At 73.3% G+C, this 25,230-nt stretch carries 24 protein-coding genes; 17 read left to right on the top strand and 7 right to left on the bottom strand.

Annotated features, from left to right (window positions below; translation table 11 throughout):
* Nucleotides 1-181 precede the first annotated feature (181 nt).
* Nucleotides 182-1,501, top strand: coding sequence for an aminotransferase class I/II-fold pyridoxal phosphate-dependent enzyme (locus tag ABZ464_RS42875; protein ID WP_359287337.1), 1,320 nt, complete (start codon nt 182-184; stop codon nt 1,499-1,501).
* Between the two features lie 97 nt (nt 1,502-1,598).
* Complete coding sequence (locus ABZ464_RS42880; protein ID WP_359287338.1) at nt 1,599-2,318, top strand: hypothetical protein; 720 nt, start codon at nt 1,599-1,601, stop codon at nt 2,316-2,318.
* 17 nt (nt 2,319-2,335) lie between these two features.
* On the opposite strand, the gene ABZ464_RS42885 is transcribed toward ABZ464_RS42880, so the two are convergent.
* Nucleotides 2,336-3,175, bottom strand: a complete 840-nt coding sequence (locus tag ABZ464_RS42885) for a hypothetical protein (RefSeq protein WP_359287360.1) — start codon at nt 3,173-3,175, stop codon at nt 2,336-2,338.
* A gap of 263 nt (nt 3,176-3,438) precedes the next feature.
* On the bottom strand, nt 3,439-3,990 hold the full coding sequence (locus tag ABZ464_RS42890; protein WP_359287339.1) for a hypothetical protein: 552 nt from the start codon (nt 3,988-3,990) through the stop codon (nt 3,439-3,441).
* Between the two features lie 112 nt (nt 3,991-4,102).
* On the opposite strand from ABZ464_RS42890, the gene ABZ464_RS42895 reads away from it, so the two are divergent.
* Complete coding sequence (locus ABZ464_RS42895; RefSeq protein ID WP_359287340.1) at nt 4,103-4,651, top strand: GNAT family N-acetyltransferase; 549 nt, start codon at nt 4,103-4,105, stop codon at nt 4,649-4,651.
* 173 nt (nt 4,652-4,824) lie between these two features.
* On the opposite strand, the gene ABZ464_RS42900 is transcribed toward ABZ464_RS42895, so the two are convergent.
* Complete coding sequence (locus ABZ464_RS42900) at nt 4,825-6,852, bottom strand: CATRA conflict system CASPASE/TPR repeat-associated protein (RefSeq protein ID WP_359287341.1); 2,028 nt, start codon at nt 6,850-6,852, stop codon at nt 4,825-4,827.
* Complete coding sequence (locus ABZ464_RS42905; protein WP_359287342.1) at nt 6,833-7,240, bottom strand: CATRA system-associated protein; 408 nt, start codon at nt 7,238-7,240, stop codon at nt 6,833-6,835. Before ABZ464_RS42905 ends, ABZ464_RS42900 begins: the two co-directional genes overlap by 20 nt.
* Nucleotides 7,241-7,756: 516 nt before the next feature.
* Here ABZ464_RS42905 and ABZ464_RS42910 point away from each other — a divergent pair.
* The 4 genes from ABZ464_RS42910 to ABZ464_RS42925 are packed head-to-tail and all read left to right on the top strand — an operon-like array spanning nt 7,757 to nt 12,027.
* On the top strand, nt 7,757-10,624 hold the full coding sequence (locus tag ABZ464_RS42910) for a nitrate- and nitrite sensing domain-containing protein (protein ID WP_359287343.1): 2,868 nt from the start codon (nt 7,757-7,759) through the stop codon (nt 10,622-10,624).
* Entirely contained in the window at nt 10,621-11,058 is a 438-nt protein-coding gene (locus ABZ464_RS42915) for a roadblock/LC7 domain-containing protein (protein WP_359287344.1), read from the top strand. The genes ABZ464_RS42910 and ABZ464_RS42915 overlap by 4 nt, the downstream gene beginning before the upstream one ends.
* Nucleotides 11,055-11,429: a DUF742 domain-containing protein gene (locus ABZ464_RS42920; RefSeq protein WP_359287345.1), complete on the top strand. Its 375-nt coding sequence runs from the start codon at nt 11,055-11,057 to the stop codon at nt 11,427-11,429. The genes ABZ464_RS42915 and ABZ464_RS42920 overlap by 4 nt, the downstream gene beginning before the upstream one ends.
* Complete coding sequence (locus ABZ464_RS42925; protein WP_359287346.1) at nt 11,410-12,027, top strand: ATP/GTP-binding protein; 618 nt, start codon at nt 11,410-11,412, stop codon at nt 12,025-12,027. The genes ABZ464_RS42920 and ABZ464_RS42925 overlap by 20 nt, the downstream gene beginning before the upstream one ends.
* A gap of 25 nt (nt 12,028-12,052) precedes the next feature.
* On the opposite strand, the gene ABZ464_RS42930 is transcribed toward ABZ464_RS42925, so the two are convergent.
* Entirely contained in the window at nt 12,053-13,093 is a 1,041-nt protein-coding gene (locus ABZ464_RS42930; protein ID WP_359287347.1) for an LLM class F420-dependent oxidoreductase, read from the bottom strand.
* A 102-nt stretch (nt 13,094-13,195) separates the two neighbouring features.
* On the opposite strand from ABZ464_RS42930, the gene ABZ464_RS42935 reads away from it, so the two are divergent.
* Nucleotides 13,196-13,774: a DoxX family protein gene (locus ABZ464_RS42935; protein ID WP_359287348.1), complete on the top strand. Its 579-nt coding sequence runs from the start codon at nt 13,196-13,198 to the stop codon at nt 13,772-13,774.
* Here ABZ464_RS42935 and ABZ464_RS42940 read toward each other — a convergent pair.
* Nucleotides 13,758-15,107, bottom strand: a complete 1,350-nt coding sequence (locus ABZ464_RS42940; protein WP_359287349.1) for a cytochrome P450 — start codon at nt 15,105-15,107, stop codon at nt 13,758-13,760. The two genes, ABZ464_RS42935 and ABZ464_RS42940, sit on opposite strands and share 17 nt — an antisense overlap.
* A gap of 185 nt (nt 15,108-15,292) precedes the next feature.
* Entirely contained in the window at nt 15,293-16,870 is a 1,578-nt protein-coding gene (mftG, locus tag ABZ464_RS42945; RefSeq protein WP_359287350.1) for a mycofactocin system GMC family oxidoreductase MftG, read from the bottom strand.
* A gap of 140 nt (nt 16,871-17,010) precedes the next feature.
* Here mftG and mftA point away from each other — a divergent pair, with 140 nt between their 5' ends.
* The 9 genes from mftA (at nt 17,011) to ABZ464_RS42990 (ending at nt 25,156) form a co-directional block, all read left to right on the top strand.
* Nucleotides 17,011-17,214, top strand: coding sequence for a mycofactocin precursor MftA (gene mftA / locus ABZ464_RS42950; protein WP_359287351.1), 204 nt, complete (start codon nt 17,011-17,013; stop codon nt 17,212-17,214).
* A 19-nt stretch (nt 17,215-17,233) separates the two neighbouring features.
* On the top strand, nt 17,234-17,500 hold the full coding sequence (gene mftB, locus ABZ464_RS42955) for a mycofactocin biosynthesis chaperone MftB (protein WP_359287361.1): 267 nt from the start codon (nt 17,234-17,236) through the stop codon (nt 17,498-17,500).
* Complete coding sequence (gene mftC / locus ABZ464_RS42960; RefSeq protein WP_359287352.1) at nt 17,497-18,702, top strand: mycofactocin radical SAM maturase; 1,206 nt, start codon at nt 17,497-17,499, stop codon at nt 18,700-18,702. The genes mftB and mftC overlap by 4 nt, the downstream gene beginning before the upstream one ends.
* A complete protein-coding gene (mftD, locus tag ABZ464_RS42965) occupies nt 18,695-19,927 on the top strand; it encodes a pre-mycofactocin synthase MftD (RefSeq protein WP_359287353.1) in 1,233 nt (410 codons plus the stop codon). The genes mftC and mftD overlap by 8 nt, the downstream gene beginning before the upstream one ends.
* Nucleotides 19,928-19,944: 17 nt before the next feature.
* Nucleotides 19,945-20,706, top strand: coding sequence for a mycofactocin biosynthesis peptidyl-dipeptidase MftE (gene mftE, locus ABZ464_RS42970; protein WP_359287354.1), 762 nt, complete (start codon nt 19,945-19,947; stop codon nt 20,704-20,706).
* 415 nt (nt 20,707-21,121) lie between these two features.
* On the top strand, nt 21,122-22,570 hold the full coding sequence (gene mftF / locus ABZ464_RS42975; protein WP_359287355.1) for a mycofactocin biosynthesis glycosyltransferase MftF: 1,449 nt from the start codon (nt 21,122-21,124) through the stop codon (nt 22,568-22,570).
* Between the two features lie 63 nt (nt 22,571-22,633).
* Entirely contained in the window at nt 22,634-23,815 is a 1,182-nt protein-coding gene (locus ABZ464_RS42980) for a hydroxylase (RefSeq protein WP_359287356.1), read from the top strand.
* Between the two features lie 8 nt (nt 23,816-23,823).
* Nucleotides 23,824-24,384 (top strand): flavin reductase family protein, encoded by a 561-nt coding sequence (locus ABZ464_RS42985; RefSeq protein ID WP_359287357.1) that lies wholly within the window; start codon nt 23,824-23,826, stop codon nt 24,382-24,384.
* 28 nt (nt 24,385-24,412) lie between these two features.
* A complete protein-coding gene (locus ABZ464_RS42990) occupies nt 24,413-25,156 on the top strand; it encodes a hypothetical protein (RefSeq protein ID WP_359287358.1) in 744 nt (247 codons plus the stop codon).
* Nucleotides 25,157-25,230: the final 74 nt, after the last annotated feature.

The following is a 25,230-nucleotide window of genomic DNA, read 5'->3' on the forward strand; positions in this document are numbered from 1 at the left end:
CCACGGCTCCCCCCGGAACGACATGACACGCGGAACACCCCGTCCAGCCAGCGTAGGAAGGCACGGCCCGCACGACCAACCGGCGCTCCGCGCGGGACATGACCCCTTCGCCGGTTTGACCTATGACATATTTTCTATGTCCTAGCCTCAATGCTAAGGTCGGGTTCTGGAGGTGGACGGCATGCTGATCAGCGGGACGACCGCGGCGGAGATCGCCGGCAGTGTGCGGGACCTGATCGCGTCGGGTGAACTGGCGCCGCAGGACCTGCTGCCGCCGGTGCGGATGCTCGCGGAAGAGCTGGGCGTGAACCGGAACACGGTCGCGTCGGCCTACCGGCAGCTGGTGGCCGCGGGCGAGGCCGAGACGCGCGGGCGGGGCGGGACCGTGGTGGCCGGCGTGCCGCAACTGGCCGGCGAGGGGGCGTGGTTCGGGGGCCGGCTGACCGATCTGGCCAGCGGCAACCCGGACCCGCAACTGCTGCCGGACGCGCTGCGGGCCGTACATGACGGCGGGTACCGGCCCGCGCTGTACGGGGCGCCGCCCGTCGACGAGCGGCTGGCCGAGTGGGCCGCCCGGCAGTACGAGCCGGACATCGGGGGCCGCGACTTCCGTGTCCTCGTCACACACGGCGCGGTCGACGCGACGGAGCGGCTGCTGAACGCCTACCTCACGCGCGGGGACGCGGTGGCGGTCGAGGACCCGTGCTTCCTGGCGAGCATCGGCACGCTGCGGCTGAACGGATTCCGGACCGTGGCGGTGGAGGTCGACGGGAAGGGGATGCGCCCGGACGCCCTGCGCGCGGCCCTGGAGAGCGGGGCACGGGCGGTGGTGTGCACGCCCCGCGCGCACAACCCGACCGGTGTGAGCCTCACCGAGGACCGTGCCGCCGCACTCCGCGAGGTCCTCGCCGATCACCCCCGGGCCCTGGTCGTCGAGGACGACCACTTCTGGGCGGTCTCCCGTGCCCCCTACCACCGCATCACGGCGCCCGGAACGTCCCGGTGGGCGCTGGTGCGGTCGGTGTCGAAGTTCCTCGGCCCGGACCTGCGCCTGGCCCTGGTCGCCTGCGACGAGGAGACCGCGAGCCGCCTCGAGACCCGGCTCAACACGGGAACGACATGGGTGAGCGGGCTGCTGCAGCATGCCGCCCACGCCCTCCTCACGGACCCGGACGTCACCGCCGGCACGGCCCGGGCGCGCGAGACGTACGTACAACGCAGCACGCTGCTCCTGGAGCGGCTTGCCGAACGGGGAATCGGCGTCCGGGACGGCTACCGGCCCGACGGGCTGAACGTGTGGATCCCGCTGGAGACGCCCCCGCGCCCGGTCGCGGACGCGCTGGCACGGCGGGGCTGGGCGGTCCAGCCCGGGGACCTGTTCACCTCGGGACCGGCCACGGCCCGGGCCGTGCGGGTGACGACCTCCATGCTCACCGAGGAGCAGGCCACGCAGTTCGCCGACGACCTCGCCGGGATCCTGCACCGCCCTCGCCGGTACTGAACGGCCACAAACACGAGGTCGCCCACGGGACCTTGCACCGGCGGGGGCGCGGTGCCCAACAGCACGCATCCATCACACAGAGAGGCCGGATCCGGTCATGCGTACACACTTCGTCGTCCATGAGTCGTTCGAGGCCCCGGGGGCCTACGAGGACTGGGCCCGCGCCCGGGGCCACGAGATCGGCCACTCCCGCGTCCACGACGGCGACGCGCTACCCGCGAGCGCGGACGGCATCGACCTGCTGATCGTGATGGGTGGCCCGCAGCAGCCCAGCACGACCACCGAGGAGTGCCCGCACTTCGACGCCGCGGCGGAGAAGGCCCTCATCGCCGCCTGCGTCGAGGCCGACAGGGCGGTCATCGGGATCTGTCTGGGCGCCCAGCTCGTCGGGGAGGCGCTCGGCGCCGCCTTCGACTCCAGCCCGCACACCGAGATCGGCTCCTTCCCCGTGACCGTCACCGACGCGGGACGCCGGCACCCCTTCCTCGCCGGACTCGGGGACACCTTCGACACCGGTCACTGGCACAACGACATGCCGGGGCTGACCGACGACGCCACCGTGCTGGCCACCAGCGCGGGCTGCCCCCGCCAGATCGTCGCCTACAGCCGGTACGTGTACGGCTTCCAGTGCCACATGGAGTTCACCCCCGCCTGTATCGAGGCCCTGATCGAACACTCCGAGAAGGAACTGGCCACGCTCACCGACCGCCCCTACGTCCAGCAGCCCGATCAGCTGCGGGCCAACGACCACACCGCGACGAACGAGCGGCTGGCCGCCTTCCTCGACCGGCTCGCCGCGGACTACACGGACCGCTGACGCAATCGGTCCCGTGCCTACTCCGGTTGCTGTTCCGGGCCGCCGAACTCCGGGCCGGTGAAGTCCGGGGTGGTGAAGCGCGGGCGGGGGCCAGCTGCGGGACCGTCGTCGGGACTGGTGAAGCCTGGACGGTCGTACCCGAGCGCAGGGAGGCGTCGGGCGGAGGAGGGCGATTTCGGGTGCGGCGCGGTGGCCGTGACCGGGTCGGCCAGGGCCTCCCGCAGGAACGGCAGCAAGCCCCGCTCCAGCAGCGCTTCCCGCCAGGCGTCCCTCGCCCGGTCGACCTCGGCGCTCAGTTCGCCGTACGGTCCCGCCGGGGGGCCGGAACGGTTGCGCAGGGCGGTGAGCAGCAACCCGACGGCGGCGAAGAGGACCGCCGCCGCGGTGACGGCTCCGAAGAGCCATCCGGCCGTGAGCAGGGCGCGGGCGGCGGCATGGTCGGGCTGGGCCGCCCGCAGGAGACAGCCGGCCACCAGGAAGATCACCGCGGCGGTTCCGGCGAGGACGGGCGTCAGTACGGCGGCGACGGCCAGGGCACCCGCTCCGGTGGCCTCGGCAGCCTCCTCCACCACCGTGGCGAGCCCCACCCCGCCCGCCCCCGGCCCGCGAGATTCGGACGCACGTGCCGACGACGGGATGGACGACACCGGGTGGCGCAGTTCCTCACGGACCGTCACATAGTGCTGGTACTCGGTCGCTGCCGCTGCCGTGATGAGCGCGGTGGCGTTGAGCGCCATGGTGCGCAGCTGTTCGGGGTTGAGCCGCTGCCCCACAGCGGCCGGTTGCGGGTGGCGTGAGGCTGAGCGCAGCGCCTCGTCGAGGACCCGCTCGTACTCCTGACGGTCCTCGCTCAGCAGACGCCGCGGAACCGTGTCCTGCCGGCGCGACCCGTATGCGGGGCCGTGCTCGGCGGGCGGACCGGGGGATTCCGGGAGTTCCTTCGCGTCCCCGTTCTCCTCGCGGCGCAGGGACGTCACCGGGTCTGCCCGGACGCCCAGGATCGAGACCAGCAGACGCCGCCCGAGGGGAAGCCGACGTCGGCGCGCGACGGCGACATATGGGGTGCGGCGGTCGGCGCCCAGGACGGCGGCGGCGATACGCCGGCTCAGGGAGGGCTGCGTCATCTCGTCACGCCCTCCTCGCCGATCGCGGGGCCCTGCGGCTGCTGCCGCGCCCGGTGACCGTTGCCGAACCCGCTCCCTCGCTCGCGCGAGGGATCCACCGGCCGGCCGTTCGCCGACGGTCCGTTGCTTCCCGCCATCGGCAACCGGGCGGGCACCACGAGCTCCGCGGCGGCCCCGGCGGTGACCTCGGCCGGCTCCGGCCCGTTCTGGGAGGCGCCGGTGACCGCGTCGCTCACCGACTGGACGCGCCCGAGCTGAGTCAGGATCACGGGGGCCGAAATGCCGACCACGACGGCTGCGTAGGCACCGCTGACCTGGCCCGTCGTGCCGAACAGCACGGCTGCCCCGGCGCCCATCGCACTGTGGACGACTGCGGCCACAGGGTCGGCCACCGGGTCGAAGTACTCCCGGAACCTGGGCAGTTCGTCCGGCTGCCCGGCTGGTGATCGCCGGTGGCTGCGGCGGGCCGACTGCCAGTCCAGAAACCGGGTGTAGACATCCAGAAGGCCGCGCAGTGCACCTCCCGCCGCACCCAGCAGGATCAGCATGGGCACATCCACTGTTTCCCCCGATGAGACAGAGTCCGTCACATATCCTGCGCGCTCTTGGCGTCACTGACCACCCCGCAGGCAGGACCGGACGGGAGATAGGGTGCCCGCCATGACCGGACTTGGAGCCGTCGGCCGGCCGCCCGCCCCGATGAGGACCGAACGGCTCGTGCTCCGTGAGTCCGAGTCCCGGGACCGTGCGGCGTTCATCGAGCTGTTCGCATCGCCCGAGGTGGGCACCTACATCGGTGGCCCTCGACCGCGTGCTGAGCTCGACCGCTCGGTGCCCGGGCTGCCCGGGCGGCGCCCCGGCCTGTTCGTGATCGATCTCGACGGAGCGATGATCGGCATGGTCACGCTCGACCGGCGCGATGCGGAGCGTCCGGGGCACGTCCGTCCGGAGGCCGGGGAGGCCGAACTCGGTTACCTGTTCCTGCCGCAGGCGTGGGGATGCGGGTACGCCGCCGAGGCATGCGCGGCGGCACTCGACTGGTTCGCCGACGTACTCCCCGGCGAGCCGGTGGTGCTCTGCACCCAGACCGCCAACGACCGCGCGATGCGCCTGGCGGCGAAGCTGGGGTTCACCGAGGTGGAGCGGTTCGAGGAGTACGGCGCCGAGCAGTGGTTCGGCGTGTGGTCCTCGGCCACGGGGCCGGGTTGAGCAGGGCGCCCCGCTTCTGTGTCCGGCGTATCCGGTCGGGAAGCAGAGGCTCGGTCATCGGTGTGGTGCTGCTGGTCGCGAGAGGGACCAGGCCGCGCCCCTGGTCCATGCCCATGTGACCGTGCAGCCCCACAGGCACGCCAGTCGACGAAGGGCAGCGCGCCGTCGGCTGGTCAGGGGCCCACATGCACGTAAGGGGCCCAGAGTGCCGCGGCGTCCGGGCGGGCGTGGCGGAGCGTGGTCACCACGTGGTGGAGGGCACGGGCGGACCGGTCGGCGTCCGGTCCCTCGGAACCGGTGATCTGTCGGTAGAAGGCGTCGGCGAGATCGGGGGCGCGGCGGTCGCTCACCGCCCACTGTGCGGCGATGACATGCCGGAAGCCGGCCATCTGGAGTGCCCCTGCCAGATGGGCCGCCTCGTCGGGCAGGTCGATGTCGCCGGTGGCCGTCTCGCAGGCGGAAAGGTAGGCGAGTTCGGCCTCGCCGGGGCCGAGTCCGGCGATCTCGGTGGCGGTCACGGCGCCGTCCCGTCCGTCGCCGGTGTCCCGGCAGCGGAGCAGGGCGCCGCCTTCGGCGGTCGGCAGTTGCTCCGCGTGGCCGATGAAGTGCAGCCAGCGGGAGGCGCGCAGACCCGTGAGCACGGCCTCCGGCGTCGCCCGCTCACCCGGGAGGAGGCTCGCCCCGGGCAGATGGGTGAGGACGCGCCGGGCCTCCTCGTCGGCGTGCCGCAGCAGCGGGTCCTGCTCACCCGGGCGGGGCACGCAGACGATCAGCGGGGGAGCGGCGCGCTGTTGCTCCGCACCGGACCGCGGGGCTTCGGACACGGTCGCCGCCGTCCCGGAGGCGCGGGATTCCACCAGCGTGCGCAGCGTGACCGTGTACGAGGAGACCCAACGGTCCTGCAGCCACGTACCGTCGGGAAGCCGGGCCGCGTGCAGCGGGAGGAACGCCGACTGGCCCGTGGGGCACCACCACAGTCGGGGCAGCCGGGCGGAAGGGCTGGAGTCGGCGGGGTCCGAGGGGGTGACGGCTGTGCCGTCCCCGTGGTCGAGGCCGGGAAGCGCGGCGAGGGCGGTCAGGACCGGCTCGGCGACCCGGGCGCCGAGTTCGGCGAGGACGTCGCCGACGAGCGGATGCGCCGCTCCGGGATCGTCCTCGGCGAGCGCGGCGGCACGGTCCAGCCCGCGGGCGAGTTCGCCGGCGTACTCCGGGGACAGACCCGGCAGCGGGACCACGGTGATCCCGCCGGGAAGCACGATCAGGGCGTCGCTGCGGGTACGGGCGCAGTTGACGACGACGACCGGCCCCTCCTCGCCCGCCCGCAGCAGGTCCGGGGTGCGCGGCCCGGTCAGGAACGGCAGGCCGGTCTCCTGCCGGACGGTCCTGACCAGCGCGTCCCACTCCTGCACCGCGGCGCGCTGCGGATCGGGCTCGCCCGCGGCCTGGTCAGCGGCCTGGTCAGCAGCCTCGTCCAGGGCCTGGCGTGCCCGGTCCAGACGGGTCAGGAGCTGTGGGTGGTGCGCTCGCAGCCATCGCCGCTCGGCCCGTCGGTCGAGGCTCTGGCGCAGCATCACGCCCCGCCCCTGCTCGAGCAGGCGTCGTTCGGCGACATGACCGCCGGCTCCGACCTCCCGCGGGGCCGGCCCGGGCTCGCCGAGGGGCCGGTGGACGGGCCCGGGCACCACGGCGACGGCACCCGCCGGCAGCTGCTCCCGCAGGACGACGACGGCCTCGTCGGCGTCGGCGGGAACCAGCGGGGCGTGCGGGCACACACCCCGGTACACGCGAACGGCCTGCAGAATGCCCGAGGCCGCCGCGTCCTGCGGCACCGACGGGACGGCATCCTGCCAGGCGGAGTCGGCGTCCGCCCAGGCGCGGTCGCCGCCGTGCGTGAGCACCACCGTCACACCGAGCATCTCGTGCACGGCGTAGCACACGGCCTGGTGGTCGCCCGAGCGAGCGCCGTCCTCGGCCGCCGCCCACACCCGTACGTCGGAACCGGTTGCGGGGATCGCGGCCGGCAGGTCGGTCGGCAGATCCGCCGGCACCCCTGCGAGGGCGGGCGCGTCCATGCCGAACCGGTCGCGGCAGGCGGCCCAGACCGCCCTGAGGTGGTCGTGTGCGGGGCTGCCCGGTGTGCACCGCGCGGAGGCGTAGAAGACGTGCACCACCATGTCGCGCTCACGCGGACCGGCCGGCATCCGTCGCCCCTCCCTGTCCGGTCGCGCTGCGCGAGGAGTCCGGGGAAGCGGGCGTCGCCGCGCCGGGCGCCGGATCACCGGTGAGGGCCGTCAGGGCCGTGGCGATGTCGTGGACCAGGCCGTGGGCGCTCTCCTGGACGGAGGCGGGGGCGGCCACGGGAGGCTCGGAGAGCCGCCGGGCGCGCAGATCCGCGCACAGATCCTCCAGCTCGCCGACCAACTGCCGGACCTGGGCGGCATCGGGTACGCGCCCGGGGCGCAGGGCCGACCGGGCACGGTCCAGGACGTCGGCGATCCGCAGCCACCGGTCCTCGCCGCACGTGGCGCGCAGGACCTCCTCGACCTCCGCTGCCAACTGCCCCAGCGCGCTGGTGACATCGCTGTCCACGCGACCCCCTGTCGCTCACCGTGATTCGCCCACGACACCTACCCACCCGGAGATCGGCCGAAAAATCCCTGTGTCCGGGGGAGTCCCCACCCGGCCGCCATGCCGTGATCTAGGTCACAGTCGGCTCGGGGCGTGTCGTCGCGCCGTGGAGCCCGCCCAGGCCCCCAGGTGCTGACTGACGCGCACCGTCCACTCCGGTTCACCCTCGGTAATCAGGCAAAACGTCCTCGTGGCCAGCCGTGGGCGGGATGAGACGCCGTCAGATCCTCTACGCGCGTAGTGGAACGATCGCCCTAATCAGATGTTCTGGTGCGCTTACGAGATCACTTGACCCCGTTCGGATCGCTCGGTTTCATACCTATCCGACCGTACGGCGGGATCGGGATCCCGCCGCGAATCCCCCGGTCCTTCTTCGCTGTTCCCGCAGTGAGCCACCCCGGAAAGGAAATCGCCGGTGCTTCCGTTTCTCACCGCAGCCCGACCCCACCGCCGTCCCGTGGGATGCGGGTGGGCGAGGTGAGCCGGCACCGGGTCAAGCCCACGCGGACCAGGGCCAACACCGGGCGCGGCCGCAGTATCAGGGCCTCGCTCGTCACCCTCGCGGCGGTTCCCGCGACGGCGATGGTCGTGCTGTGGGCCACCGGCTCGGCCGTCCAGCTCGACCAGTGGTACAAGGCCGACCAGGACGGGAATCCGGCGAAGACCACCTATGCCCTGGTGCCCGGCGTCGGCGAGTTCCAGAAGGAACGGCAGCTGACGGTGCGCCTGTTGTCCGCGCACGGCAGCCGTACCGCCCTGGAGGCGCAACGAAGGCGGACCGACGCCGTAATCGCCGATTTCCGGAAGGCGGATTCCGCTTCCGGCGGTGAAGGGTCGTCGCAATACCGGGACCAGCTGGCGGTCGTACGGAAACGGCTCGAGTCACTGACCGTCGAGCGGACCTCCGTCGACGACGGAAAGGCGACCCGCGAGCATGCGTACGCCACCTACTCCCAAGCCGTGGCGTCCGTCCTGAGCCTCTTCGGGATGCTGAACACGGACAACAGCAGCGGCGCCACCGCGGCCGAGGCTGGCCACGCTCTGGCGTTCCTGCGCGCCACGGAGGCCCTGTCGCAGGAGGAGGCGCTCCTCGACGGTGCCGCCGCTTCCGGGCGGCTGAACGTCCAGGAACGGACGGACCTGACGTCCGCCGCCGCGGTCCGCGTCTCCGTCCTGTCCGACGAGGTGGCGCCGTACCTTCCCGCGGACCTGCGAGCCGCGCTGAACGGGGCGATGCGCGGCCGGGACTGGGCCGCCCTGGCCGCCCTGGAGAAATCCGTCACCACGGCGGCCACCACGGAGGACGGCACGATCAAGGTCCCGCGTACCGCGGCCGCCCGGGCCTCCGCGCCGGAACGGGTCTCCGCCGAGGTGCGGGACGTGCAGAACCGGTACCTGCCGACGATCCAGCGGAACGCCGAGGACCGCAACGACGTCCTGCTCGGCAGGGTGGTGGTGGGCAGCACCCTCGCGCTGGTGGCGGTGCTCGCGGTCGCCCTGCTGTCCTGGCGCATCACACGCTCGCTCATCGGCCGTATGTCCGGTCTGCGGGCGGCGACGCTCGAACTGGCCCAGGACCGGCTGCCCGAGCTGATCACCCTGCTGCGAACCCGGGGCAGCCGTGCCGACCTCGACGGACTGCCCGAGCTCGACTTCGGATCCGACGAGCTGGGCAAGGTGGCCGAGGCGTTCAACAGCGCCCAGCGGACCGCGGTGAGCGTCGCGCTCGAGCAGGCCTCGCTGCGCGAGGGGGCACGCATGGTGTTCCACAACATGTCGCGCCGCATACAGATCCTGGTCCACCGTCAGCTCATGGTGATCGACGCCATGGAGCGCAAGGAGCAGGACCCGCAACTCCTCGCCGACCTCTACCGTGTCGACCACCTCGCCACCCGTATGCGGCGCAACGCCGAGAGTCTGACGGTCCTGTCGGGTGCGGCGCCGCGGCGGCGCTGGAAGGAGGCGGTGCCGCTCGCGGACCTCCTGCGCAGCGCGGTGTCCGAGATCGAGGGCTACACCCGCGTGGTGGTCGAAGCGATGCCGCCGACGGCGGTGACGGGTCCGGCGGTCGGCGACACGATCCACCTCATGGCCGAGCTGATTGAGAACGGCGTGACCTTCTCCCCGCCGCACACCGAGGTACGCGTCCGGGCCCTGCCGGTGGCGCAGGGGTTCGCCGTCGAGGTGGAGGACCGGGGCTTGGGCCTCTCGGCGCAGGAGTACGAAGCCGCGAACGAACTGCTGCACGAACCGAAGGACTTCAGCTTCAGCGCCCTGGGCGAGGACCCCCGCCTGGGTCTGTTCACCGTCGGCCATCTGGCGCAGCGGCACGGCATCACGGCGAGTCTGCAGGCCTCGTCGTACGGCGGGACGCTGGCGGTCGTCGTGCTCCCCCACGCGATCACCGAGCCGGTCACGGACACCACGCCGCCGCTGGACCCCCGGGCGGAGCGCCATCTGGCCTCGGTCTCCGACCCGGCGGCCGACAGGCAGACCCCCGGCGGCATGCCGATGCGCACCCGCACTACCCCCCACTCCGGAGCCACGACACCCCCGACCGCCCCGTCCCCCGAGCACACCGCCCCGAACCTCGGCCCTGGCCGTGGCACCGACCCCGACCCCGACTCTGCCGCCGGTCCTGGCCCCGGTCCTGGCCCCGGTCCTGGCCCCGGTCCTGGCCCCGGCCCCGGCCCCGGCCCCGGCCCCGGCCCCGGCCTCGGCCTCGGCTCCGGTTTCGGTCCCGGCTCTGGCCCCGACTCTGGCCCTGGCGTCGGTTCCGGCCTCGGCTCCGGTTTCGGTCCCGGCTCCCGCCCCAGCCTCGGCTCCGACCCGGGTCCCGGATCCCGCTTCGGTCGCGGTCCTGGCTCCGGCGTCGGTCCCGGTCCCGGCTCCGGACGCGGCCCGACCGTGGCGCCTCGCCGGGAACCCGAGCTTCCGCGCGAGACGGCGGGTCCCGGTGCGGCCACGCCTCCTGGCGGGCCGACGCGTCCCGGCGAGGCGGCTCTTCCCGGTGAGGCCGGGGCGGCCCAGGCCGACGTGTCCGGCTCGGTGTCTCGTGGGCCCAGGGCCGGTGGTTCCGGGCGGCTTCCGCGGCGGGTGCGGCAGGCCAATCTCGCGCCGCAGCTTCGGGAGCGGCCCGGGGAATCGGACAGTGACCTCGGACCCGGCCGGGAAGGTTCCGAGCGCCGGCCGGAGCAGGCCCGCTCGATGCTCGCCGCCCTCCGGGACGGCACCCGCCGGGCCCGGGCCGAGGAAGAAGTCCCCGCACCCGTCCGGCCCTCGGCCCCGCCCGAGCGGCGTTCGTTCCCCACCCGTCCCCGTCCGACAAGGAACACCACCCCATGACAGCGACCAACACCACGCACGGCGGACTGGCCTGGCTCCTGGACAGCCTGATCGAGCGGATCCCCGAGACCCTGCACGCCATCGTGCTGTCGGAGGACGGCCTCCTCGTCGGCTCCTCCGAGGGACTGGGACGGGCCGACGCGGAGCAACTCGCCGCGATCGCCTCGGGTGTGCACTCCCTGGCGCAGGGCACCAGCCGCCATTTCGGCGGGGGCCGGGTCCAGCAGACCGTCATCGAGATGGACGACCTCTTCCTGTTCGTCACCACCGCGGGCGGCGGCGCCCGGCTCGCGGTGCTCGCCACCTCCGCGGTGGACGTGGGCAACGTCGGCTACGAGATGACGATGCTCGTCCGTCAGGTGGGCCAGTACCTCACCGCCGCCCCGCGGTTCCCCGTGCACAGCGGAGGGTCGTTCGCGGGTGAGCATGAATGAGGCACTGGTCCGAGGAAGACCCCCATGCCGATGAGGATCCCGGCCTGCTCGTCCGCCCCTACACGGTGACGCGCGGCCGGACCTCGTCCGCCCGCCCCGGCATCGAGCTGATCTCCCTCATCAGCACCGTCCGCCCACCGACCCGCGACCAGCGGCTGCAACCCGAACAGAACCGGCTGCTCGCCCTGTGCCGCACCCCGACGGCGCTGGTGGAGGTCGCCGCCCGCCTCGACCTGCCCATCGCGGTGGTACGGGTCCTCCTCGACGACCTCCTGGACCACCGACTCGTCTCCGTCTCCTCACCCTCCGCGGCCGGTTCGCCCGACGCCCGTTTCCTCCAGGCAGTGATCGATGGCATTCGCAGAATCTGACCCCGGCCGCACCACGCCCGCCCCCGACGCGGCAACGGCCAAGATCCTCGTCGCCGGCGGCTTCGGCGTCGGCAAGACCACCCTGGTCGGCACGATCAGCGAGACCGAGCCCCTGCGCACCGAGGAGCTCATCACCGAGGCCAGTGTCGGCGTGGACGACCTGGCCGGCGTGGAGCGCAAGACAACGACGACGGTGGCCATGGACTTCGGCCGGATCACCCTCAGTTCGTCCCTCGTCGTCTACCTCTTCGGAGCCCCCGGGCAGGACCGCTTCTGGTTCATGTGGGACGACCTGTCCCGCGGCGCGCTCGGCGCGGTCGTGCTGGCCGACACCCGGCGGCTGGAGAGCTGCTTTCCGTCGGTCGACTTCTTCGAGCACCGCGGCATCCCCTTCGCCGTCGGCGTCAACTGTTTCGACGGCCGGTGCGAGGAGGATCCGGAGGAGATCCGGGCCGCGCTCGACCTCGCTGCGGACGTACCGCTCGTGCTGTGCGACGCCCGCGACCGGGAGTCGGTGAAGTCGGTGCTGCTCGCCCTCCTCGAACAGGTGATGCGGGGTCTGGCGGCCGAGGCCGCGGCGGACTGGCAGTCGGCGTAGCGCCCCGCCGGGTACCCGGTACGGCTCAGGAGACCATCGTCCTGAGCTGTTCGACGTCGGCCAGGCGCCGTGCCGTGTCCTGGGCCATGGGGCGGACCTGGAGGGTGGTGACTCCGGCGGCCCGGAAGGCCGCGAGCCGTTCGGCCACGTACGAGGCGGGGCCGATCAGCGAGGTCGCCCGCAGCAGGTCGGCGGGCACCGCGGCCGCGGCCTCGTCCCTGCGGCCGGACAGATAGAGGTCCTGGACGGTGGCCGCCGCGGCCTCGAACCCGTACCGGCGGGCGAGGTCGTTGTAGAAGTTCTTGCCGGGTGCCCCCATCCCGCCGATGTACAGGGCGAGTTGGGGCCGGGCGAGATCGATCAGATCCTCGACGTCCTCCCCGATGGCCAGCGGCGGTGAGACCACCACGTCGAGCGTGCCGAGGGCGGGGTCCCGCCGGGCCGAGCCCTCGGCCAGCGCCGGGCCCCAGACCTCGGCCGCTCGCTCCGGGTGGAAGAACATCGGCATCCAGCCCTCGGCGATCTCGGCGGCCAGGGCCACGTTCTTCGGCCCGATGGCGGCCAGCACGATCGGGATGCGCTCGCGCACCGGACGGTTGATGAGCTTCAGCGGCCGGCCCAGCCCCGTGCCCCGACCGGGCGGGAGAGGGATCCGGTAGTGGCGCCCCTCGTACACGACCTTCTCCCTGCGCCAGACCGACCGGCAGATCTCCACGATCTCGCGGGTGCGGGCGAGGGGAGCGGTGTACGGCTGCCCGTGGAAGCCCTCGATCACCTGTGGCCCGGACGCGCCGATGCCCAGGGTGAACCGCCCGTCGGAGACATGGTCCAGGCCGGCGGCCGTCATCGCGGTCAGGGTGGGGGTGCGGGTGTAGATCTGCAGGATCCCGGAGGCGATCTCCAGGCGTTCGGTCCGGGCGGCGATGAAGCCGAGCTGGCTGATCGCGTCGAAGGAGTAGGCCTCGGGAACGAAGACGATGTCCAGCCCGGCCTTCTCGTAGTCGCGGAGCAGGGCGACGGTCTCCTTGAAGCCGCCGCTGTAGCTCAAGGGCATGCCGATGCGCATCCTGACCTCCACCTCAGCGAGTCGCGAATACAGTACACTCTATATCCGTTGACACAGGGACGGGCCGACATGTCCACGGCCCGGTTGAGGAGGCCGGAAGCGATGAACGGCGTCGAGGTGGCGCGCTACGCGCTGCGTGCGGTGATCGGCGGCACGATGATCGCGCACGGGGTGCGCCACGGCCGTACGCTCGACGGTACGGCGGGATGGTTCGGATCCGTGGGGTTCCGCCGGCCGCGCCTGCAGGCGGCGGCCGGCGCTGTCGTCGAGGTCGGGGCGGGCGCCGCGCTGGTGGCCGGCGCGGCCACGCCGCTGGCGGCGTCGGCGGTCGTCGGCACGATGGGGGTCGCGGCCCGGTCGGTGCACATGTCCAACGGGTTCTTCGTGGTGGACGAGGGCTACGAGTTCGTCCTGAATCTCGGCGCGGCGTCCGTGGCGCTCGCCGCGCTCGGGCCGGGCCGGTTCAGCGTGGACCGGGCGCTCGGCCTGGACGGACGGCTCACGGGCCCGCAGCGCGCGGCGCTCGCGGCCGGACTCGGCCTCGCGGCGGCGGCGACGCAACTCGCGGTCTACTGGCGGCGCCCGCGCCACGAGCAGGACTCAGTCGACGATCCGGTGACCGATATTAACGTGCACTCTTTTCCGTCTCAGGGGGCTGACGGGTTCACCGCCGGACGGTGACGCGCAGGGGTGCTCGAAAGGACAGCAGCCCGAGCATCGGCGGCTCCTCGCCGGCTGCCCCCACCCCGGGCAGCCGGCCCGCCGCCGCTCGCAGGGCGATCGCGGCCTCCGTGCGGGCCAGGGAGGCCCCGGGGCAGCGATGGCGGCCGGCCCCGAACGCGAGATGGTGACGGATGTTCGGCCGGTGCGGGCACATCCGCGCCGGGTCGGCGAAGACCTCCGGGTCGGATCCGCTGCCTTGCAGCATCAGCAGGAGCTGCGCTCCCTCGGGGAGGCTCACCCCGCCCAGTTCGACGGGCCGGGCGGTGACCCGGCGCCAAGTGGTGACGGGCGGTTCGCGGCGCAGCACCTCCTCCGTCCACGCCTCGGCCAGGCCCCTCTCATGGGGCAGGAGCCGCCAGAGGCCGGCCTCGGTGAGCCCTCGCCGCAGCACCGTGGCGATGAGCTGGCCGGTCGTGGACTGTCCCGCGATGAACACGAAGAAGCACGCGGCCACGGCAGTACGGGCGTCCAGTGGCTCGCCGTCGGGCAGACGGTGGCGGGCCAGCGCCCCGACGAGTGAGTCGGGCGGGTGGCCGCCGTCGCTCACCGTGGCGGTGAGCCACTGGTGGAACTCGCCGGCGAGCTCCGCCAGTTCGCGCTGCCGCTCGGGCGTGGGCCGGCCCCAGAACAGCTCCAGCGAGGCATCGCTCCAGCGGATCAGCGTCGCCGGGTCGACCCCCCGGATGCCGAGGAGCTCCATGAGCACCCGGCAGGGCAGCACCTGTGCGAAGGAATCGAACAGGTCGCAGCCACCGGTGGCGTCGATCTCGGACCGCACCGCGTCCAGCAGTTCGTCGGCGATGCGCTCGATCGTCGGTACGGTCGCGGCGACGCGTTCCGCGTTGAAGAACCGGGTCACCAGGCGTCGTAGCCCCGTGTGGCTCGGACCGCCGTTGTTGGCGAGTGCGGGCGGCAGGGTGAAGCCGGCCCGGGCGAGCGCGCGCAGCGCACCGACCGGCAACGGGGTGACCGCGTGCAGGGCGTTGTCGGGCCGGAACCGGGCCGGGTCGAGCAGCACCCGCCGCACGTCGTCGTAGCGGCTGACCAGCCACAGCCCGGTGCCCGGGTCGTAGTGCACGGGGGACTCGGAGCGCAGTTCGTCCAGCCAGGGGTACGGGTCGCGGACAAAGCCCTCACCGAACAGATCGAGCGGGCCGAGCGGGCCGAGCGGGCCGAGCGGGTCACCGGCGCTGAGCGGGTCACCGGAGCCGGGCATCCCGCGGCGGGCCCCCGGTTCGGCCCCGGAGTGCGCGTCGCCGGCGGCGAGGGTGTCGAGAGCCGGGGAATTCACGGGCCGGACGCTAACACGCCTGGGCTCGGCACCCGGCTGCGCTGTGCGCAGGGTCACTCGATCACTCGCCGGAGGCCGGAGGGCCGTACCGCGTCACGCGTCGCGTTCGAACGCCTGAGCTTCGTGTTGTTCGCACGGAAGGGGTGGACGAGGACGCCCACCGGAGCGGCCTGCCGGGCTGCCGGTCAGGTCAGCCCGCGCCGCATGGCGTCGGCGACGACCTCGCCGACCAGGACGGCGGTGGCCGCCGGACCCCGCGACGGAGGCGTCGGCAGGATGGACGTGTCCGCGACCCGCAGCCCGTCGACACCGTGCACCCTCCCGTAGGGGTCGACGGCCGCCCGGGGATCGTCGGCCGCCCCCATCGGCACCGTGCCGCACGTGTGGTGGGACGTGCCCAGGCGCCCGAGGATCCACCGGTCGAGCAGACGGTCGTCGTCCAGCGTCCCGGGTGCCGGTGCCGTCAGCCCGCCGGAGACTTTCCCGAAGTCGGCCGTGGCGACCAGCTCGGCCGTGACACGGACCGCTTCGCGCAGGCGACGCCGGTCGCCCGCGGTCGACAGATAGCCGTAGTCGAGGCCCGGAGGCGTCGCGGGATCGGCGGACCGGACGCGCATCCGGCCGCTCAGCCGCGGTGTCTGGACCGAGACGAGGAACGCCAGGGGCGCGCCCGGAACGGACACCTTCCCGCCCGTCAGTCCCGCCAGGGGGACGAGGGACTGCAGTATCTCCAGGTCGCCCGCCTGGTCCCCGTACGACGAGGACAGGTGCAGCGCGCCGCCCAGCCAGGAGGCGACGGGCTCGGGCAGCGGCCGCAGCGGCGTCCACTCCAGGATCACCTGGGGGTGGTCGCCGAACCGGGCCCCGACGGCGGGAGCCTCGGCGACCAGGGGAACACCGAGGGCCTCCAGCGGGCGGCGCGGACCGATCCCCGACAGCTGCAGCAGCTGAGGGGAGCGGAACGCCCCGGCGCAGAGCACGACTTCGCCGCCGTGCACCGTCCTGCGGCGCCCGTGCCGCTCGACCTCCACCCCGGTCGCCCGGCCGTGCGCGAAGACGACCCCGAGGACCGTGCTGTCCCCCTCCACCCGCAGGTTGGGGCGGTCGGACCCGCCCAGGAGATGGCTGATGCCGGTGTTGACGCGCACTCCGTCCACGGCGTTGGACGGCACCGGGCCGAATCCCGGCGGGTCCTGGGCGTTCTTGTCCGGCTCCTCCGGGAAGCCCAGCCGGTGAGCGGCCGCGCGGAAGGCGACTGCGGCGGGATGGCGCAGTTCCGTACGGCGGACCCGGACCGGCCCGTCGGCGCCGTGCAGCGCGTCGGCGCCGTAGTCGAGGTCGGTCTCCAGAGCGCGGAGGAACGGAAGCACCCGGTCGTACGACCAGGCCGGGCCGCCGCCCACGGCCGACCAGCGGTCGAAGTCCGCCCGCCGGGCCCGCACGAAGTACCCGCCGTTGACGGTGGTCGAACCACCGAGGCCGCACCCCCGTACGACCGTGTACGGACGCGTCGGGGTGAGGTGGACGGCGTAGGGCCGGACGGCGGGGTGTCCGGGCTGTGCGCCGGGGACGAGCCGTGCGTCGAGCAACCCGGGGGCGAACGCCGACGGGTGACGCGGCACCGGGCCCGCCTCCAGCACCAGCACGGTTCGTCCGGGGTCCTCGCTGAGCCGCGCCGCGAGCACGGCGCCGCTGCCTCCGGCGCCGACCACGATGACGTCCGGGCGGTGTGTCCCACGGGGTCCGTGCTCGGTCCGCTTCATGGGCAAGTGATTCAAGGTGTGGCGCCCGCCCCGCGCAACGGGCCGTTCCGGTGACCGGGACGGCCCGAGCGCCCCGCGCACCGGCGACCTACCGTCAGGAGCCCCCCGCCGAGAGGGCGGTGCATGTCTAGGAGAGTCGCATGAACGAGCTCCGCTCCGTCCTGCCCACAGAGGCCGCCACAGGGGCCGCCACGGAGGCCGCCACCGAGGCGGCCGTCGAGCCCCTCATCGCGCCCGCCATCGAGGCCGATGGGGCCGATGCGGCCGCGGCCATGGCGCCGCTGATCCAGGCCGAGGACCTTCTGGAGGAGATCTCCATCGACGGCATGTGCGGCGTCTACTAGGCGCCGCCGGGTGACAGCGATGGACCTCGACCGCGCCTGGGACCTGCATCCACAGGTCTCGGTGCGGCCCGAACCCTTCGGCGCGCTCCTCTACCACTTCGGCACCCGCAACCTCACGTTCCTCAAGGACCTTCGACTCCTGGCCGTCGTCCAGGGCCTCGCCCACGCGCCCACGGCACGCGCCGCCTGCCGGGCCGCGGGCCTCGGCGACGACGAACTGCCCGGCTACGGCCGGGCCCTGGCCGCCCTCGTCCAGTCGTCGATGGTCGTCGGAAGGACCCCATGACCGCCGCCACCCCCCGGCTGGTCGACCTGTTCGAGCAGGGGCTCGACGCGCCGATCTGCCTCACCTGGGAACTGACCTACGCCTGCAACCTGGCCTGCGTCCACTGCCTGTCCAGCTCCGGCCGGCGCGATCCCCGCGAGCTGAGCACCGAGGAGGCCAAGGCCGTCATCGACGAACTGGAGGCCCTGCAGGTCTTCTACGTCAACATCGGCGGCGGCGAGCCCACCGTCCGCGCCGACTTCTGGGATCTGCTGGACTACGCCACGGCCCACCACGTGGGAGTGAAGTTCTCCACCAACGGCGTCCGGATCACCCCGGAGGCCGCCGCACGACTGGCCCGCAACGACTACGTCGACGTCCAGATCTCACTCGACGGCGCGACCGCCGACGTCAACGACGCGGTGCGCGGGGCCGGTTCGTACGCCACCTCGCTGCGCGCGCTGGAGAACCTCGCCGCCGCCGGTATGCGCAACGTCAAGATCTCCGTGGTCTGCACCCGGCACAACATCCCCCAGCTGGACGCCTTCAAGGCCCTCGCGGACCGCTTCGGCGCCCAGCTGCGCCTGACCCGGCTGCGCCCCTCCGGACGGGGAGCCGACGTCTGGGACGACCTGCATCCGACGGCCGCGCTCCAACGCGAGCTGTACGACTGGCTGCTCGCCCACGGCGAGAACGTGCTGACCGGCGACTCCTTCTTCCACCTCTCCGCCTACGGCCGCGCCCTGCCCGGCCTCAACCTGTGCGGCGCCGGACGCGTCGTCTGCCTGATCGACCCGGTCGGCGACGTCTACGCCTGCCCGTTCGCCCTCCACGACGACTTCCTCGCCGGCAACGTCCGTGCGCCGGGCGGCTTTCGCGGGGTGTGGCGCGACTCCGGGCTGTTCCGGCGCCTGCGGGAGCCGCAGCACGGCGGGGCCTGTGTCTCCTGCGCCCACTACGACACCTGCAAGGGCGGCTGCATGGCCGCGAAGTTCTTCACCGGGCTGCCGCTGGACGGCCCCGACCCCGAGTGCGTACGGGGACACGGCGAGGAACTGCTGGCCCGCCGCGACGCGAGCGGGGTGCCCAGACCGTCCGGTGACCACTCCCGCAGGACCGTGGACCTCGTCCTCACCCGCCGGCCACCGGTCGCGGCCTGCGACGAGAGCCCGCTGGCCGGGCCGCACCGCACACCGACGCGGAAGGACGGGGCACATGCCTAGGAACCCCTGGTTCGAAACGGTCGCCGAAGCCCAGCGCAGGGCCCGCAGACGGCTGCCGGCCCCGGTGTACCGCGCGCTCGTCGCGGGCTCGGAACGCGGCCGTACGCTCGACGCCAACCCGGCGGCCTTCGCCGAACTGGGCTTCGCCCCCCGTCTCGCCGGCCACCACGCCGAGCGGAACCTGTCCACGACCGTCCTGGGCGTCCCCACCGCGCTGCCCGTGCTCATCTCGCCGACCGGGGTACAGGCCGTCGACCCCGACGGAGAAGTCGCCGTGGCCCGGGCCGCGGCGAGCCGGGGCGTCGTCATGGGGCTCAGTTCCTTCGCGAGCAAGCCGCTGGAGGAGGTCGCCGAGGCGCAGCCGGACTTCTTCTTCCAGCTCTACTGGAGCGGGACGCGCGAGGCGATGGCGTACCGCATGGACCGGGCCAGGCAGGCCGGCGCCAAGGCGCTCATCGTCACCCTCGACTGGTCCTTCTCCCACGGCCGCGACTGGGGCAGCCCCGCCATCCCCGACCGGCTCGACCTCAAGGCCGCGCTGCGGTTCGCGCCCGATGTGCTGCCCCGGCCCGGCTGGCTGTGGAAGTTCGCCCGATCCGGCCGCCTCCCCGACCTCACCGTGCCCAACATGACCGTCCCCGGCGGCCCGCCGCCCACCTTCTTCGGCGCCTACGGCGAGTGGATGCAGACCCCGCCGCCCACCTGGGAGGACGTCAAATGGCTGCGCGAGGAGTGGGGCGGCTCGTTCCTCCTCAAGGGCGTGACGCGGGTGGACGACGCCAGACGGGCGGTCGACGCCGGCGTGTCGGCCCTGTCCGTGTCCAACCACGGAGGGAACAACCTCGACACCACCCCGGCCACCGTCCGGCTGCTCCCCTCCGTCGCGGAAGCGGTCGGCGACCAGGTCGAAGTCCTGCTGGACGGCGGTGTCCGCCGCGGCGGCGACGTGGCGAAGGCGCTCGCGCTCGGCGCCCGTGCCGTCCTGATCGGCCGCGCCCACCTCTGGGGCCTCGCGGCGAACGGGCAGGCCGGTGTCGAGAACGTGCTGGACATCCTGCGCGGCGGACTGGACTCCGCCGTCCTCGGACTCGGGCACTCCTCCGTCCACGAGTTGGGGCCCGAGGACCTGGCGATCCCTCCGGGCTTCTCCCTGACCCTGGGCGGCGGGGACCTGCGGGCGGCCTCCGAGACGGCCGGGTCCGACCTCGAGTCACCGGTCGACTGACCATGCCGGGGGAGGCCATGTCACGGGCCCTGGCCGACACCGTCTGGCCGGCCGTGCCGACCGGCGCGCTCGTCCTGGTGCCGGTCGGGTCCACCGAACAGCACGGCCCGCACCTGCCGCTCGACACCGACACCGTCGTCGCCCACGCCGTCGCGCGGCGGACGGCCGACGCCCTCGCCCCGGGTCCGTACGGACCACCCGTGGTGGCGCCACCCCTCGCGTACGGCGCGAGCGGCGAACACGCCGGTTTCCCCGGGACCGTGTCGATCGGGCAGGAGGCGCTGCGCGCGGTGCTCGTGGAGCTGGCACGGTCGCTGTCCCTGTGGGCGGGCCGCGTGGTGTTCGTCAACGGCCACGGCGGCAACGCGGCCACCCTCGACTGGGCTCTCGGCCTGCTGCGCGCCGAGGGCCACGACGCCGCCCGGACCGGCTGCGCGGTGTCCGGCGGCGACGCGCACGCCGGCCGCGCGGAGACCTCGCTGATGCTGCACCTGGCACCGGAACGGGTGAGGCTCCGGGCCGCGGTCGCCGGTGACACCCGGCCGCTCGCCGACCTCATGCCCGACCTGAGGGCCCACGGCGTCCGCGCGGTCTCGCCCTCCGGCGTGCTGGGAGATCCCGCCGGGGCCTCGGCCGAGGAGGGGAGCCGGGCCCTGGACGCGATGGTGTCCGCCACGGCCCGCCGCATCACGGCGTGGACCGTCGACGGCAGAGGCCGCCTGGCCGACCCGGCACACGCCCCCATAGCGGACCGGATGCCGCAGGCGGGCCCCCGATGACGCCCTGGAGCGGGCTGGCAGCCAGCAGACCGGACCCCGACGATGCCTCTGGAGCGGACCGGATGCCGCAGGCGGGCCCCCGATGACGCCCTGGAGCGGGCCGGCAGCCAGCAGACCGGACCCCGACGATGCCTCTGGAGCGGACCGGATGCCGCAGGCGGGGCCCCCGATGACGCCCTGGAGCGGGCCGACAGCCAGCAGACCGGACCCCGATGACGCCTCTGGAGCGGACCGGATGCCGCAGGCGGGCCCCCGATGATGCCTCTGGAGCGGGCTGGCAGCCCGCTGACCGGACCCCGACGATGACCCCTCCGACCGGCCCGGAAGGCACCCGCCGATGACGCTTCCGGAGCGGGCCGACTGCCGCTCGCCGGACCCCGATGACGCCGCCGACCGGCCCGAAAGGCACCCGCCCATGACGCTCCCCCTCGGCTTCGCGGTCGTGCTCGACCGGCACACCCGGGTGGTCGACTCGGGTCGCGCCCTGCTCGGTGGATTCCCGACCCGGCTCCTGCGGCTCACCCCGAGGGCCCGGCGGCTTCTCGCCGGCCGCACGCTGCACGTCCGGGACGCGGCGACCGCGCTCCTCGCGGACCGGTTGCTCGACACCGGCATGGCCCATCCGGACGTCGACGCGCTCCCGGCTCCCGCCGACGCCCCGTACACGGTCGTCGTGCCGGTCCGTGACCGGCCACGTCAACTCGGCCGTCTGCTGCGGAGCATCGGCACGGACGCTCCCGTGATCGTGGTCGACGATGCCTCACGACGCCCGGCCGACGTGGCGGCGGTCGCCGCCGGGCACGGCGCACGGCTGGTCGCCCTCGCCGCCAACGTCGGACCCGCCGGCGCGCGCAACGCCGGGCTGCGCCTGGTCACCACCCCGTACGTGGTGTTCGCCGACTCCGACATCGTGCTGGACCCCGACACCGTCCCCACCCTGCTGCGGCACTTCGCCGACCCCCGGGTCGCCATGGCCGTCCCCCGCATCACGGGACTGCCCACCGCCGCCGGGACCTGGATCGAACGGTACGAGAACAGCCGGTCCTCGCTCGACCTCGGCGCCCACCCCGCCCCGGTCCGCCCCGGCACCCCCGTCTCCTGGGCTTCCTCGGCCTGCGTGGTGGCGCGGGTGGAGGCGCTGACGGAGGGCTTCGACGCGCACATGAGGGTGGGGGAGGACGTCGACCTGTGCTGGCGGCTGATCGCCGCGGGCCGGCGCGTACGCTACGAGCCCGCCGTCCGGGCCGCCCACGAGCACCGCGTACGGGTGACGGACTGGCTGCAGCGCAAGGCCGTGTACGGCACCGGGGCCGAGCCCCTCGCCCGGCGCCACCCGGAGTGCGTCGCCCCCGCCGTGTTCGCCCCGTGGAGCGTCGCGTTCGCCGCCGCGCTGCTCGCCCAGCGGCGCTGGTCGGTGCCGGTCGCGGGCGCCGTCCTCGGCGTCGTCGCCGTGCGCATCGCCCGTAAACTGGAGGGCACCCGGCACCCCTGCCGCCTGGCCGCGCGACTCACCGCCCACGGCGCGCTCGGCACGCTCGCACAGACCTCGGCGCTGCTGACCCGCCACTGGTGGCCGCTCACCGCCGCCGGCTGCGCGCTGTCCCGCCGGACCCGCCGGGCCACGGCGGTCGCCGCTTTGGCCGACATCGCCCTTGAATACCGGCGTGACGAGGCTTCACTCGACCCGCTGCGCTACGGCGTCGCCCGCCGCCTCGACGACCTCGCCTACGGCGCCGGCGTGTGGTTCTCCGCCCTCAAGGGCCGCTCGTGGGCCCCGCTGCGGCCCCGCGTCCTCCGCCCCGGCGGCTCAGTCCCGGTCAGCGGAAAGCCCGGAGCGGGCGCCCGACACGGGACACGACACTGAGGCCATCCCGCCGCCGACGACGCTCGGCGCATGCGAGGGATCAATCACCAGGAGGTGTGCGGCGTGACGCATGAAGTGGTCGGCCGTGTCGAGGAGCTGGGCGCCGAACTGGCCGGGCTCGCAGACGAGAACGAGTCACTCGGCAAGCTGAGCGAGCGGACGGTGGAACTGCTCCGCTCGGCCGGGGTGATCCGGATGTTGCAGCCCAAGGAGTACGGGGGCCACGAGGCGCACCCCCGGGACTTCGCCGAGGCGGTCATGGCGGTCGCGCGCCACGACGGCGCCGCCGGCTGGGTCTGCGGCGTCGTGGGGGTCCACCCCTGGGAGCTCGCCCAGATGAACCCCAGACTGGCGCAGGAGGTGTGGAACGACGACCCGGACACCTGGATCGCCTCGCCCTACATGCCCAACGGCGTCGCCGACCCGGTGGACGGCGGCTATGTCCTCAGCGGACGCTGGCCGTTCTCCTCGGGCAGCGACCACTGCCGGTGGGACTTCCTCGGCGCGCTCCTCGGAGACGGCAAGGGCAGGCCCGCGGGTCCCATCACCGTGCTGCACGTCGTGCTGCCGCGCGAGGACTACGAGATCATCGACGGCACCTGGGACGTGGTCGGCCTGGCCGGCACCGGCAGCAAGGACGTCGTCGTCGACCAGGCGTTCGTCCCCGAGTACCGCACGGTCCGTCAGGAGATGGTCCAGGAGGGCACCGCCGCGGAGGCGATCGGCCTCACCGACACGCTCTACAAGCTGCCGTTCAGCTCGATGTTCCCGCTCGGGATCACCGCCGCGGTCGTCGGCATGTGCGAGGGCGCGCTCGCCCTGCACCTGGCCCAGCAGAAGGAGCGGGTCGCGGTGACCGGCGTCCAGGTCCGCGACGACCCGTACGTCCTCTACGCCGCCGGTGAGGCCGCGGCCGAGATCGCCGCCTCCCGGGTGCAGCTCATCGACGGCATCAGCCGGCTGTACGACCAGGTCGAGGCGGGCAAGCCGATCACCATCGAGGACCGGGCCGACGTACGCCGCAACCAGGTCCGCTGCGCCTGGCGCGCCGTCTCCGCCCTGGACGAGATCGTCGCGCGCTCCGGCGGCAACGTGATGCGGCGCAGCAACCCGATCCAGCGGTACTGGCGGGACGCCCACGTCGGACTCCAGCACATGATCCATGTGCCGGGCACCGCGTACCACGCGAACGCCCTGGCCGCGATGGGCCTCGAGCTGCCCGAGTCGATGCGCATCCTGATATGAGCGACCGCGTGACGCACTCCCGGACGGCGGACGCGCCCGCGGTCGACGGCCGTCGGTTCCGTGACGTCCTGGGGAACTTCCCCACGAGCGTGGTCGCGATCACCACCACCGACGCCGGGCGACGGCCGCAGGGCATGATCGTCGGCACGTTCACCTCCGTGTCCCTGGACCCGCCGCTGGTGTCCTTCCTCGCCGACAGCTCCTCCACGACCCTGCGGACGATCAGGGCCGCCGGACGCTTCTGCGCCAACGCGCTGGCCGGCGACCAGGAGCGGCTGTCGCGAAAACTGGCGACCGGACCGGCCGCCCGCCGGTTCGAGGACACGGCCTGGCAGCCGTCGTCCCTGGGCAGCCCCGTCCTCGACGGGGTCGTCGCCTGGGTCGACTGCACGGTGGAGCAGGTGGTCGAGATCGGTGATCACCAGCTCGTCGTCGGACGCGTCAACGACCTGCGCGTCGAGTCGTTGAAGAGCCCGCTGCTGTTCTTCCGCGGCGGTTACGGGGACTACCTGTCGAGCGCGGCCGTGCTGCTCGACAGGCTCGTGGGATGGGACGAGATCGGCCGGTGAGAGCCAGCCCGCACACTAGGAGCCGCAGATGAACAACGACCTCTACATAAGACTGCAGCGCATATCCGCCTGGTGCGGAGTCGTCCTGTTCGTGGGCATGCTCACCGCGTTCTCCGTGGGCCACCTCATCCCGGCCATGAGCCCGACGGAGAGCCCCGACGACGTCGTCGCGTTCCTCAAGGACCACCGCACGGGGATCCTCACCTGTGTCTCGCTCATGGTGCTGCTCGTGCCGTTCGAGTACCCGTTCGTCGTCGTCACGAGTCTGCAGCTGCGCCGGGTGGAAGGCGGCTGGGGCCTGCTGTCGATGATCCAGCTCACCACGGGCGTGGTCGCCCCGCTGGGGTTCTTCTTCCCGCTCGCGATCCTGGCGGCAGCGGCCTGGCGGCCGGAGATCCACTCCGCCGACGTCCTGACCGCCATGAGCGACACCTTCTGGCTCATGTACGTCGGCAACGCCTGCATCTTCGTCCTCCAGGTCTGGTCGATCGGCTACGCGTCGTTCGTCGACCACCGGCGCGCCAAGCCGCTCTTCCCGCGCTGGTACGGCTGGTTGAGCACGGTGCTGGGCGTCCTCCTCGTCCCCGGGGCCTTCGTCTTCCTCAACCAGACCGGGCCGCTCGCCTGGAACGGGATCCTCGCCAACGGGATTCCCTCGATCGCGTACATCGCCTGGAAGATCTCCACGCCGTATGTGCTGCTGAAGGCGATCAAGGACGAGGAGAAGGAACTCGCCGGCAAGGCGGAGCCGGCGCTCGCCGCCGCCGTGTGACACCCCCGCACATGTCTGTGCTGACCGGTGTGGTCGAGCAGCGGCAGATGCGTGCTCAGTACCTCGACCGGATG

It is taken from the genome of Streptomyces sp. NPDC005820, from assembly GCF_040630255.1.
In the GTDB taxonomy this organism is placed as follows: domain Bacteria; phylum Actinomycetota; class Actinomycetes; order Streptomycetales; family Streptomycetaceae; genus Streptomyces.

Excerpts from the sequence above, each read along its gene's own strand:
- ABZ464_RS42930 (WP_359287347.1), bottom strand. The coding sequence starts at position 13,093 with ATGCGCATCGGCATGCCCTTGAGCTACAGCGGCGGCTTCAAGGAGACC.
- mftF (WP_359287355.1), top strand. The coding sequence starts at position 21,122 with ATGACGCTCCCCCTCGGCTTCGCGGTCGTGCTCGACCGGCACACCCGG.
- ABZ464_RS42875 (WP_359287337.1), top strand. The coding sequence starts at position 182 with ATGCTGATCAGCGGGACGACCGCGGCGGAGATCGCCGGCAGTGTGCGG.
- mftE (WP_359287354.1), top strand. The coding sequence starts at position 19,945 with ATGTCACGGGCCCTGGCCGACACCGTCTGGCCGGCCGTGCCGACCGGC.
- ABZ464_RS42915 (WP_359287344.1), top strand. The coding sequence starts at position 10,621 with ATGACAGCGACCAACACCACGCACGGCGGACTGGCCTGGCTCCTGGAC.
- mftA (WP_359287351.1), top strand. The coding sequence starts at position 17,011 with ATGAACGAGCTCCGCTCCGTCCTGCCCACAGAGGCCGCCACAGGGGCC.
- ABZ464_RS42990 (WP_359287358.1), top strand. The coding sequence starts at position 24,413 with ATGAACAACGACCTCTACATAAGACTGCAGCGCATATCCGCCTGGTGC.
- ABZ464_RS42920 (WP_359287345.1), top strand. The coding sequence starts at position 11,055 with ATGAGGCACTGGTCCGAGGAAGACCCCCATGCCGATGAGGATCCCGGC.
- ABZ464_RS42880 (WP_359287338.1), top strand. The coding sequence starts at position 1,599 with ATGCGTACACACTTCGTCGTCCATGAGTCGTTCGAGGCCCCGGGGGCC.
- mftC (WP_359287352.1), top strand. The coding sequence starts at position 17,497 with ATGACCGCCGCCACCCCCCGGCTGGTCGACCTGTTCGAGCAGGGGCTC.
- mftD (WP_359287353.1), top strand. The coding sequence starts at position 18,695 with ATGCCTAGGAACCCCTGGTTCGAAACGGTCGCCGAAGCCCAGCGCAGG.
- ABZ464_RS42935 (WP_359287348.1), top strand. The coding sequence starts at position 13,196 with ATGAACGGCGTCGAGGTGGCGCGCTACGCGCTGCGTGCGGTGATCGGC.
- mftB (WP_359287361.1), top strand. The coding sequence starts at position 17,234 with ATGGACCTCGACCGCGCCTGGGACCTGCATCCACAGGTCTCGGTGCGG.
- ABZ464_RS42900 (WP_359287341.1), bottom strand. The coding sequence starts at position 6,852 with ATGCCGGCCGGTCCGCGTGAGCGCGACATGGTGGTGCACGTCTTCTAC.
- ABZ464_RS42890 (WP_359287339.1), bottom strand. The coding sequence starts at position 3,990 with ATGCTGATCCTGCTGGGTGCGGCGGGAGGTGCACTGCGCGGCCTTCTG.
- ABZ464_RS42895 (WP_359287340.1), top strand. The coding sequence starts at position 4,103 with ATGACCGGACTTGGAGCCGTCGGCCGGCCGCCCGCCCCGATGAGGACC.
- ABZ464_RS42925 (WP_359287346.1), top strand. The coding sequence starts at position 11,410 with ATGGCATTCGCAGAATCTGACCCCGGCCGCACCACGCCCGCCCCCGAC.
- mftG (WP_359287350.1), bottom strand. The coding sequence starts at position 16,870 with ATGAAGCGGACCGAGCACGGACCCCGTGGGACACACCGCCCGGACGTC.